General features: G+C 69.1%; 14 protein-coding genes. 8 read left to right on the top strand and 6 right to left on the bottom strand.

Features of this window, described 5'->3' with window-relative positions:
* A partial coding sequence (locus DMC18_RS23880) for a PAS domain-containing sensor histidine kinase (RefSeq protein ID WP_233248282.1) occupies positions 1-1,361 on the bottom strand: 1,361 nt, incomplete at its 3' end.
* A 201-nt stretch (positions 1,362-1,562) separates the two neighbouring features.
* On the opposite strand from DMC18_RS23880, the gene DMC18_RS23875 reads away from it, so the two are divergent.
* Positions 1,563-2,039, top strand: coding sequence for a Dps family protein (locus DMC18_RS23875; RefSeq protein ID WP_110121537.1), 477 nt, complete (start codon positions 1,563-1,565; stop codon positions 2,037-2,039).
* A gap of 15 nt (positions 2,040-2,054) precedes the next feature.
* Positions 2,055-3,284 (top strand): cell wall hydrolase, encoded by a 1,230-nt coding sequence (locus DMC18_RS23870; protein ID WP_110133375.1) that lies wholly within the window; start codon positions 2,055-2,057, stop codon positions 3,282-3,284.
* Between the two features lie 103 nt (positions 3,285-3,387).
* On the opposite strand, the gene trxB is transcribed toward DMC18_RS23870, so the two are convergent.
* Positions 3,388-4,395, bottom strand: a complete 1,008-nt coding sequence (gene trxB, locus DMC18_RS23865; RefSeq protein WP_110121320.1) for a thioredoxin-disulfide reductase — start codon at positions 4,393-4,395, stop codon at positions 3,388-3,390.
* 45 nt (positions 4,396-4,440) lie between these two features.
* Between trxB and DMC18_RS23860 the strand changes: the two genes are divergently transcribed.
* From DMC18_RS23860 to DMC18_RS26285, 6 genes are read left to right on the top strand one after another with little or no spacing between them, the layout of a single operon-like run.
* Positions 4,441-4,668, top strand: coding sequence for a DUF433 domain-containing protein (locus DMC18_RS23860; RefSeq protein ID WP_110121321.1), 228 nt, complete (start codon positions 4,441-4,443; stop codon positions 4,666-4,668).
* A complete protein-coding gene (locus tag DMC18_RS23855) occupies positions 4,665-4,997 on the top strand; it encodes a DUF5615 family PIN-like protein (RefSeq protein WP_110121319.1) in 333 nt (110 codons plus the stop codon). Before DMC18_RS23860 ends, DMC18_RS23855 begins: the two co-directional genes overlap by 4 nt.
* Before the next feature lie 17 nt (positions 4,998-5,014).
* The gene (locus DMC18_RS23850; RefSeq protein ID WP_110121318.1) at positions 5,015-5,347 is read left to right on the top strand and encodes a hypothetical protein; all 333 of its coding nucleotides are present in this window, start codon (positions 5,015-5,017) and stop codon (positions 5,345-5,347) included.
* 54 nt (positions 5,348-5,401) lie between these two features.
* Complete coding sequence (gene pseI, locus DMC18_RS23845) at positions 5,402-6,460, top strand: pseudaminic acid synthase (RefSeq protein ID WP_370444046.1); 1,059 nt, start codon at positions 5,402-5,404, stop codon at positions 6,458-6,460.
* Positions 6,457-6,897 carry a hypothetical protein gene (locus DMC18_RS23840; RefSeq protein WP_110121316.1) on the top strand — a complete coding sequence of 147 codons (441 nt, stop codon included), beginning with the start codon at positions 6,457-6,459 and terminating at the stop codon, positions 6,895-6,897. Before pseI ends, DMC18_RS23840 begins: the two co-directional genes overlap by 4 nt.
* Entirely contained in the window at positions 6,894-7,070 is a 177-nt protein-coding gene (locus DMC18_RS26285; RefSeq protein ID WP_158285975.1) for a hypothetical protein, read from the top strand. The genes DMC18_RS23840 and DMC18_RS26285 overlap by 4 nt, the downstream gene beginning before the upstream one ends.
* A 104-nt stretch (positions 7,071-7,174) precedes the next feature.
* Here the strand turns inward: DMC18_RS26285 and DMC18_RS23835 are convergent, their stop codons facing one another.
* From DMC18_RS23835 to DMC18_RS23820, 4 genes are all read right to left on the bottom strand, one after another.
* Positions 7,175-7,375: a hypothetical protein gene (locus DMC18_RS23835; RefSeq protein ID WP_233248280.1), complete on the bottom strand. Its 201-nt coding sequence runs from the start codon at positions 7,373-7,375 to the stop codon at positions 7,175-7,177.
* Between the two features lie 89 nt (positions 7,376-7,464).
* Positions 7,465-8,472: a mitochondrial fission ELM1 family protein gene (locus tag DMC18_RS23830; RefSeq protein ID WP_110121314.1), complete on the bottom strand. Its 1,008-nt coding sequence runs from the start codon at positions 8,470-8,472 to the stop codon at positions 7,465-7,467.
* A 97-nt stretch (positions 8,473-8,569) separates the two neighbouring features.
* Positions 8,570-9,043, bottom strand: coding sequence for a transcription elongation factor GreA (greA, locus tag DMC18_RS23825; protein WP_110121313.1), 474 nt, complete (start codon positions 9,041-9,043; stop codon positions 8,570-8,572).
* A 164-nt stretch (positions 9,044-9,207) separates the two neighbouring features.
* On the bottom strand, positions 9,208-9,715 hold a 508-nt coding region (locus DMC18_RS23820; protein ID WP_233248278.1), incomplete at its 5' end, for a methyl-accepting chemotaxis protein.

Raw genomic sequence — 9,715 nt, 5'->3', positions numbered from 1 at the left:
TGGCGGCGGGCGAAGGCCAGCAGGTGCTGGGTCAGCTTCTCGCCGCGCCGGGCGGCCGACAGGGCGGCGTCGACCATCTTGTCGCGCCGGCGGGCGTCGTCCGGATGCCGCTGCACCACGTCCAGGGCGCCGATCACGACGGTCAGCAGGTTGTTGAAGTCGTGAGCCACGCCGCCGGTCAGCTGGCCGATGGCCTCCAGCTTCTGCGACTGGCTGAGGGCGGCCTGGGCCAGGTCGCGTTCGGCCAGGGCGGTGTCGACCTTGTCGGCCAGCAGCTCGTTCATGCCGGTCAGCTGGGCCTCGGCCTCCTTGGCCTCGGTGACGTCGAAGGCGATGCCGATGAAGCCGGCGAAGGCGCCGCCGGGGCCGTAGCGCGGCTGGGAGAACGATTTGAGCCAGCGCCACTCGCCGTCGGGCCGGCGGTAGCGGGCCTCCAGGCTGAAGGGCCTGCGCGAGGTCTCGCCGGCGAGCTGGGCCTTGAGGATGGACGGCAGGTCCTCGGGATGGATGCGGGTGCGCCAGTCCAGCGTGAGGGCGGCGCGGTAGTCGGCGCCGGCGAAGTCGACGTAAGCCGCGTTGACGAAGTCGCGGGCCCCGCCCTGGCCGGTGATCCACATCAGGGCCGGGGCGCTGTCGGCCAGGGCCCGGAAACGGGCCTCGCTCTCGCGCAGGCCTTCCTCGGCCTGGCGGCGCTTGGTGACGTCGAAATTGACGCCCAGCACCCGCACGGCGCGGCCGGCGGAGTCGCGCTCGATCTGGCCGCGGCCGTGGATCCAGCGCTCGCCCTCCTGGCTGTCGGTCAGCCGGTACTCGACCTCGTAGATCGGCCCGCTCTTGATGGCCTGGCGGATCTGCTCGCGCACCTTGGTGCGGTCGTCGGGATGCACGGCGCCGGCGACGTCGTCGAAGCTCAAGGGGCCGTCCAGCGGCAGGCGCAGGTTGCGACGCGCGGCGGGGGAGAGATGCAGGGCGCCGCTGGCGACGTCCCACTCCCACGGACCGACCCCGGCGGCGGCCTGGGTGACGTCGAGCCGGGCTTCGGCCTGGACCTGCCGTCGCCGGGCCTCGCCCAGGTGCGCCACCGCCTCGCGCAGGCCGTGAGCCACCGCCGTCGTGGCCGCCGCCGAGATCAGATAGAGCACCAGCGAGGCCGACTCGGCCTCGCTGAGGGGCTCGCCGTAGCGGCCGGCCCATAGCCACCAGCCCAGCAGCCCGCCGCAGACGAGCGGCGCGACGCCCCAGCGCCAGCCGGCGTACAGCGTGACCAGCACCATGGCGGGGAAGAAGGCCTGGGTGGCGCCGATCGCCTGGTCGGGACCCAGCAAGGCGAAACGCATGCCCAGGGCCGTCAGCGTCGCCACCACGGCCGCCGTCGCGGCGCGCCAGAAAGGCGGGGGAACCTCGGGTATCAGCCAGGCGCTTAGCAGGGCGGACGTCGAACGGTGCGGCTTCGACGCCGGGGGGAGCTGATCATTCTTGTTCATTCTTGCTCCGCGCTCAGAAGCGGGCTTGCCATGAGCATGGACACGCTTACCTAGGACACGCAACACGGGAGATCATGAATGGCGACCGCTCCGAACATCGGCATTTCGGCCAAGCAACGCGCGGACATCGCGCAGGGACTGAACAAGGTCCTGGCTGACAGCTATGCGCTCTACCTCAAGACGCACGGCTATCACTGGAATGTTCGCGGTCCCTATTTCCAGTCGCTGCACATCCTGCTTGAAGGCCAATACAACGAAGAGTGGGCCGCTCTGGACCTGATCGCCGAGCGCATTCGCGCCCTGGGCGAACTGGCCCCGCAGGGCTATGGCGCCTTCGGCAACCTCTCCAGCATCAAGGACGGCGACGGCGAGAAGGACTGGGAGGCCATGATCAAGGAACTCCTGTCCGACAACGAGACGGTCATCGCCACCCTGCGTGCGGCCTTCCCGGCGGCTGAAGAGGCCGGCGACGAAGCTACCGCCGACCTCTACACCCAGCGCCTGGCGGCCCACGAAAAGCACGCCTGGATGCTGCGCTCGACCCTGAGCAAGTAGTCCGAACGCACCCGCGTGCCGTCCATCCGACGACAACGGGACCTGAAGGCCGCCGCGGCGCTGATCGCCGTCGGCGGCCTTTCTGCGTGCGCCACCGCCTACCACCTGCCGCGCCAGCACGGCCGCGCCGCGGGGGTGGCGAGCCAGGCCGGCACGCTGTCGGACGCAGGGCTCGCCCGCTATGTCGCCGACATGGACCCGGCCATGCTGGCCCTGGCCCGGCGGCACGACCCCCGGCCGCACAAGGATTACTGGGGCCGGGTGAAGGGCTGGGAGGTGATCGACATCGCCACCATTCCGACCCTGGGCGACACGGTTCCCGACTTCGAGGACGCCCGCCTCATCAACGCCTACCGCTTGCCCGCGCCCCTGCCGATCGAGGCGGCCAGGCCCTTCGTGCTGAAGGCCTCGGGCGAGGAGCGGGCAAGAGCCCTGCACTGCCTTTCGCAGGCGGTCTATTTCGAGGCCGGGTTCGAGCCGGCGGACGGCCAGGCGGCCGTGGCCCAGACCGTGCTCAACCGCCTGCGCCATCCCGGCTATCCCAAGTCGATCTGCGGGGTGATCTACGAGGGTTCGCTGCGCAGCACCGGCTGCCAGTTCAGCTTCACCTGCGACGGCTCGCTGGAGCGGGCGGTCTCGCCGGCTCTTTGGAACCAGGCTGAGGCCGTGGCGCGGCGGGCGCTGTCGGGCTTCGTGATGAAGGACGTGGGCGTGGCCACCCACTACCACGCCGACTACGTGTCGCCGTACTGGGCGCCGACCCTGGTCAAGCTGCGCCAGGTGGGCACGCACATCTTCTATCGCTGGACAGGGCCGGCGGGGACGCTGGCGGCGTTCAAGGGGCGCTACGCCGGCGGCGAGACCAAGATCTCGGCCGACACCCTGATGGGCGCCGATCCCCGCACGCTCGAGGCCGCGCCGCCCGAGGTGCTGGCCCAGACCCTGTCGCAGACCCTGGGCGGTCCCGCGCCGGCCGCGGCCCTGAAGGACGCCCGCATCGTCGTCATTCCCGACGTCGCCGCGCCGGGCGGCGAGCGGCTGAAGATCGAGGGCACGGTGGCCGGGCGCCGCATCGCCACGCCCGAGGAGATCGCCCGGATCAACAAGGCCCTGGAGGCCATGCCCGAGGTCCAGGCCCAAGCCGCCGCCAAGCCCGCGCCGCCGCCGGTGGTCGCCGCCCCTCCGCCGCCTCCGCCCAAGCCGAAGCCGCGCGCGCCGAACCTGCTGAACCCGCTGGATAATTGAGGAAGGTTTCGGAGCCCTTCCCCCATCAAGGGGGAAGGGAGATGCGCGCAAAGAAAAAGGGGCGACCGGCGGCCGCCCCTCGTTTCTCGTTCTGTCCGAAAGCCTACCAGGCCCCGATCTCGTTGGCCTCTTTGTGGCTGATCGGGTGGTGCGCCTTCTTGTGGTCTTCCTCGGCCAGGAAGCGGACGGCTTCCAGGGCGGCCATGCAGCCCATGCCGGCGGCCGTGACGGCCTGGCGGTAGACGTCGTCGGTGACGTCGCCGGCGGCGTAGACGCCTTCGATGGCCGTCGAGGCCGTGCCCGGCTTGACCTTCAGATAGCCGCCCGGGCCGGTTTCCAGCTGGCCCTTGAACAGCTCCGACGACGGGGCGTGGCCGATGGCGATGAACACGCCGTCGGTCTTCAGCTCGGTGGTCGCGCCGGTCTTGACGTTCTTCAGGCGCACGCCGGTGACGCCGGCCGGATCGCTGTCGCCCAGGACCTCGTCGATGGCGCTGTCCCAGACCACTTCGATCTTCGGATGGGCCAGCAGGCGCTCTTGCAGGATCTTCTCGGCCCGCAGCTCGTCCTTGCGGTGCACCAGGGTGACCTTGCTGGCGAAGCTGGTGAGGAACAGGGCCTCTTCGACGGCCGTGTTGCCGCCGCCGACCACCACGACTTCCTTGTTGCGATAGAAGAAGCCGTCGCAGGTGGCGCAGGCGCTGACGCCGAAGCCCTGGAACTTGCTCTCGCTCTCCAGGCCCAGCCACTTGGCCTGGGCGCCGGTGGCGATGATGATCGTCTCGGCGATCCAGTCCTGGCCGCTGTCGGTCTTCACCGTGAACGGACGCTGGGACAGGTCGACCGACAGCACGATGTCGTTGACCAGCTCGGTGCCCACGTGCTCGGCCTGGGCGCGCATCTGGTCCATCAGCCAGGGACCCTGGATGACGTCGGCGAAGCCCGGATAGTTCTCGACGTCGGTCGTGATGGTCAGCTGGCCGCCCGGCTGGATGCCGGCGATGAGCACGGGCTTGAGCAGCGCGCGGGCTGCGTAGATGGCGGCGGTGTAGCCGGCGGGGCCCGAACCGATGATCAGGCAGCGCGTGTGGCGGGGAGCGGTGGTGGACATGGCGGATATCTAGGCGCGATTCCGCTCGTGCGCTACATTGACACCATGAACCCGCTGCTGGAACGCATCACGATCGAACCCGGCAAGGCCGGAGGCCGTCCCTGCATCCGCGGTCTGCGTGTGCGGGTGCAGGATGTTCTGGAGATGCTGGCGGCCGGCATGACCTCCGCCGAGGTGCTTCAAGAGTACCCTTACCTGGAACCGGACGACATCCGTGCGGCGCTGGCCTACGCCGCCGCCGCGGTCGCCGACACCGCCGTCGTCGCCGCTTGAAGCTTCTGGTCGACGCCCAGCTTCCACAGGCCTTGGCCGAGTGGCTGCGCGACCAAGGCCTGTCGGCGGATCACTTGTCGGAACTTGGACTGCTGTCCGCGTCCGACGGCGAAATCTGGGACCTCGCCTTGAACAAGGGCTACGTCATCGTCACCAAGGACCGCGACTTCGTCGAATGGTCGCGGCACAGGACGCCGCGCGCCAGGGTGCTGTGGGTTCGGTTCGGAAATATGAGCCGCGAGGTTCTTTTGGCGCGAATGGAAAGCGCCTTAAGTGAGCTTCGGCAGGCGTTGGCGGGAGATGCGGCCGTCATCGAGATCGGTCGTTGAGAATTGAAGGGGGAGCCATGAAGGGCGGATTGACGATCGGCATCGGGGCCGGGACGGCGATCGGGGTCGCGCTCGGCGTGGCGACCAACAACATCGCGATGGGCGTGGCGATCGGCATCGCCATCGGGGCGGGCCTGGGCACGGCGCTGGAGGCGGCCAAGCCGGCCGGAGCAAAGCCCGGCAAGGGCGGCGACGGGGGCGATGCGTCCTCCTCGACCTATTTCGACAGCGGTTCCTCGGCCTCGGACTCGTCATCGAACGCGTCGGACTGCGGATCCTCGTCCGACGGCGGCTCCTCCGACGGCGGAAGCTGCGGCGGGGGTGACGGCGGAGGCGGTGGCGGGGATTGACGCCTCGTCCACGATTTCAGGGTTAATATGGCGGGGACACGCGTGAGTTCGCCCATGACCGCTTCGCCCGAAATCGAGATCGCCGGCCGCAGGATCGGCGCCGACCATCCGCCCTATGTGATCTGCGAGCTGTCGGGGAACCACAACGGCAGCCTCGAGCGCTGCCTTTCGATGGTCGACGCCGCGGCAGACACCGGCTGCGACGCCATCAAGATCCAGACCTACACCGCCGACACCATCACGCTCGACGTCGACCGGCCCGAGTTCAAGATCAACGGCGGCCTGTGGGACGGCCGCAGCCTCTATGAGCTTTACCAGGAGGCCCAGACGCCGTTCGAGTGGCACGCGGCGATCTTCGAGCGTGCCCGAAAGCGCGGCGTGACGATCTTCTCCAGCCCGTTCGACGAGACGGCGGTCGACCTGCTGGCCGGGCTGGACGCCCCCGCCTACAAGATCGCCTCGTTCGAGGCCGTGGACCTGCCGCTGATCCGCTACGCGGCGGCCAAGGGCAAGCCGCTGATTATCTCGACCGGCATGGCCAACCTGGCCGAGATCGAGACCGCCCGGAACACCGCCCTGGAGGCCGGGGCGGCGGGGGTGCTGCTGCTGCACTGCGTGTCGAGCTATCCCGCCACCTTCGCCGACGCCAATGTCCGGACCGTGGCCGACATGGCCGCGCGCTTCGGCTGCCCGATCGGCCTGTCGGACCACACGCCGGGCACGGCCGCCTCGGTGGCGGCGGTGTCGGTGGGCGCGGCCGCCATCGAGAAGCATTTCACCCTGGCCCGCGCCGACGGTGGTCCGGACTCGGCCTTCAGCCTGGAGCCGGCTGAGTTCAAGGCCCTGGTCGACGACACCAAGAACGCCTGGGCGGCGCTTGGCCGCGCGCACTACGACGTGCTGGGCTCCGAGCAGGCCAACCTGCAGTACCGCCGCTCGCTCTATGTCACCGCCGACGTGCCGGCCGGCGCGATCCTGAGCCGCGACAACGTCCGCTCGGTGCGTCCGGGCATCGGCCTGCCGCCGGCCGACCTCGACAAGGTGCTGGGCCGCCCCGCCGCCCGCGCCCTGACCCGCGGCGAGCCGCTGGCCTGGGACATGGTGGGCGAGTGACCCTCGGTACGATCGTTTTCGAGCGGCGTACGCGGGAGGACGGCGCGCTCAGCATCATGCCGTTGATCGACGGGATTGCCCTGATCGACCGGGTCGCCACGTTCGAGCGTGAGCACCATTGCGGCGACTCCGGCGGGCGCGACGGCCTCGTGCCGGAATACTTTCGCTTCGGTCCGTTGGATCGCCATTTCATGGGGCGGGGCGAGGCTCCGTCACCCACGCGCGTTGTCGTCCTCGGCTGCGACTGTGGAGAGTGGGGGTGCAATCCGTTCTTCTGCCGCGTCGAAGTCGACGTCCAGGCCGTACGCTGGAGCGGCTTCGAGCGCTTTTCCGGCGACGAGGCCTATGCGGCCTTCGGGCCGTTCGTCTTCGAACGCGGGGCCTATGAGCAGGCGCTGAAGACGTTGCCGGGCGATGAGGACGTGGAGCGGGCATGAGCCGGATCGCGCCGGAGTCGCTGGTTGTCCGGCGCTCGCCACGTCGTCTTCTCGTGAAGAGCGGGACCGTGCCGCTGGCCTTCGCCACCTTGGGGGCGGTCTTCGGACTCTTCGATCCCGAGGCGATCCTCGAGGCCTTCAGCCGCTACGTCTTCGTGCAGGATGACCGCTGAGCGCGGTCAGCGACGGTCGAACTTCTGGAAGGCCCAATAGACGCCGAACGACAGCGCGCCGCCCAGCAGCATCATCAGGGACATGGAGACGAGAGGGTCCATCGCTAGTCCTCCACCTTGCGCAGAACATAGTGGGCGAGGCCTTGCAGCACAATGAAGGCGGCTGCGGCGACAAAGGCCCCAAAGCCCAGCGGACGACCTGAAGTCATGGGCTGGATCGCGGCGGTGATGAGCATGGCGATCGAAAGAGCGTTGGCCGTGGTGGCGACGGCCTTGCGGGTTTCGTTCCGGGCGGCCTTGCCCATGCGAACTGGCGCTTCACGATCCGTCATGGCGTGAACATAACGGAAACATCTATAGCGCGCAATCATGTGAATGTTCGCTTATAGGGCGATCAGGTCTTGGCTTCTGCTCGCGCTGCGTCCATCCGCGCCAGCACCTCGGTCGCCGCGCGGCCGGTCTCGTCGACCGGGTCGTAGGTCCAGCCGTGGAAGGCGCCGCCGTAGGGGCGGGCCGCGCCCTGGCGTTCCAGTTCCTCGTGGAAGAGGCGGAACTTCAGGCTGTGGCCTTCCATCTTGAGGATGAACACCGGCTTGCCGGTCGAGGCGGCCTCGGTGGCCATGTTGGTCGAGTCCTCGGTGACGAGGATGTAGTCGGCCGCGGCCAGGAAGGCGAAATAGGGGTTGGGGCCGTCGCCGTCCCAGATGATCCCGGGCAGGTCCCGCAGGCGGGCGGCCAGGAGGGCGCGGGCCGGCTCGGGCGTGCGGCGCGAGAAGGTCAGCAGCAGGCTGCCGCCTTCCTGCTCCAGCGGCAACTGGATCTCGTGGGCCATCTGGGCGGCGCGCTCGACCGACAGGTCGAAGGCCTTGGACTTGCCGCCCAGCAGCACCGCGACGCGCGGGCGGGGCAGGGCCTCGATGGCGTCCTTGAACTTCTCGTACTCGGCGTCGAGGCGCTCCTGGCTGACGCGGTGCGGCGAGCCGGTGATCGGGATCACGTTGTCGCCGGTCAGCCGGTCGTGCTTGGGCGGGATGACCAGGTCGAACATCTGGGCCGGGACGCGCGGGTCCTGGATCTGCACGACATAGGTCTTGCCGGCCGACCATTTCCTGAGGCGGATCGACAGGGGCAGGGTGGCGCGGCCGGCGGCGACCCACAGGTCGGGCCAGGGGGCGGTGATCTCGCTTTCGGGGGTGATCCAGCGCTTGGGCAGCCAGGCCAGCCACCAGGGCAGACGGCCGGTGCGGCCCTTCCAAGACACCCGCTTGACCACGATCTTCGCAGGACGCCGGCGCGCGATCGCCTCGGCTAGGCCCACGGCCTGGGCCTCGATGCCGGCGCGACCGTCCGAGACGGCCCAGATGGTCAGCGGTTCAGGACGAGGCTTTTCGCTCGCGCTCATCAGTCCAGCCCTCAAACGGCGAACGCCGCGGACCCGCCTTCGAAAGGGCGGATCCACGGCGATTGGCCGAACTTCATGGCGGGGTTAGGGCTGAGCCCTAGACCCACTCGACCTTGAGGATCTCGTAGGCCTTCACGCCGCCGGGGGTGTTGACCTCGACGACTTCGCCCACTTCCTTGCCGATCATGGCGCGCGACAGCGGCGAGCTCAGCGAGATGCGGCCCGACTTCACGTCGGCTTCGTGGTCGCCCACGATCTGGTAGCGGGCTTCTTCTTCGGTGTCCTCGTCGACCACGCTGACCGTGGCGCCGAACTTCACCTGAGCGCCGGAGAGCTTGGAGACGTCGATGACCTGGGCGCGGGCGATCTTGTCCTCGATCTCGGCGATCTGGCCTTCGATCCAGCCCTGGCGTTCCTTGGCGGCGTGGTATTCGGCATTTTCCGAGAGGTCGCCATGCGATCGCGCCTCGGCGATCGCGGCGATCACGGCGGGCCGTTCAATCGTCTTCAAACGCTTCAGTTCTTCGTCGAGGGTTTGATAACCCAAGACGGTCATCGGCACTTTTTCCATTGCGGATTTTAGCTCGGTTCGCCGTAAGGGGAGGAAGACTCCCAGTCGCTGGCGCACGCGACCGGGGGCTGAGAGGATAGGCGCCGCATTCTGGATAAGCAAGCCTCACGCGTCGGGCGACGCGCGCGGCCAAGCTGGCGGTCCTTCTTCCCTACAGACTCCCGTCAGGCCCGCTTCAGCGCGCCGGGCCGAGAGGCCAGGCGGCGGTCGCCGGGCAACTGGAACTGGCCGACCAGGCGGGCCAGCTCGCCGGCGTCGTCGTTGAGGGCGTGGGTGGCCGCGGCGGTCTCCTCCACCAGGCCCGCGTTCTGCTGCAGCACCTGGTCCATCTGGTTCACCGCGGTGTTGACCTGGGTCAGGCCCTGGGCCTGGTGCTGGGCGCTGGCGGCGATCTCGGAAACCAGGCCGTCGATCTCGGCGATCTGCGAGACGATGCGCTCCAGCGCCTCGCCCGTGCGGCCGACCAGTTCGACGCCTTCGCCCACCTGGCGGGTCGAGGTGGTGATCAGCTGCTTGATCTCCTTGGCGGCCTCGGCCGAGCGCTGGGCCAGGCCGCGCACTTCGGAGGCGACGACCGCGAAACCCTTGCCGGCCTCGCCCGCGCGGGCGGCCTCGACGCCGGCGTTGAGGGCCAGAAGGTTGGTCTGGAAGGCGATCTCGTCGATGACGCCG

This window comes from Caulobacter sp. D5, from assembly GCF_003185805.1.
Taxonomy (GTDB): Bacteria; Pseudomonadota; Alphaproteobacteria; order Caulobacterales; family Caulobacteraceae; genus Caulobacter.
This window is presented reverse-complemented; position numbering and strand designations above follow the sequence as displayed.

Bases quoted from the DNA above. Each gene is read 5' to 3' on its own strand.
- DMC18_RS23830 (WP_110121314.1), bottom strand. From the start codon at position 8,472: ATGAGCGCGAGCGAAAAGCCTCGTCCTGAACCGCTGACCATCTGGGCC.
- DMC18_RS23835 (WP_233248280.1), bottom strand. From the start codon at position 7,375: ATGGGCAAGGCCGCCCGGAACGAAACCCGCAAGGCCGTCGCCACCACG.
- DMC18_RS23850 (WP_110121318.1), top strand. From the start codon at position 5,015: ATGAAGGGCGGATTGACGATCGGCATCGGGGCCGGGACGGCGATCGGG.
- DMC18_RS26285 (WP_158285975.1), top strand. From the start codon at position 6,894: ATGAGCCGGATCGCGCCGGAGTCGCTGGTTGTCCGGCGCTCGCCACGT.
- trxB (WP_110121320.1), bottom strand. From the start codon at position 4,395: ATGTCCACCACCGCTCCCCGCCACACGCGCTGCCTGATCATCGGTTCG.
- greA (WP_110121313.1), bottom strand. From the start codon at position 9,043: ATGGAAAAAGTGCCGATGACCGTCTTGGGTTATCAAACCCTCGACGAA.
- pseI (WP_370444046.1), top strand. From the start codon at position 5,402: ATGACCGCTTCGCCCGAAATCGAGATCGCCGGCCGCAGGATCGGCGCC.
- DMC18_RS23860 (WP_110121321.1), top strand. From the start codon at position 4,441: ATGAACCCGCTGCTGGAACGCATCACGATCGAACCCGGCAAGGCCGGA.
- DMC18_RS23875 (WP_110121537.1), top strand. From the start codon at position 1,563: ATGGCGACCGCTCCGAACATCGGCATTTCGGCCAAGCAACGCGCGGAC.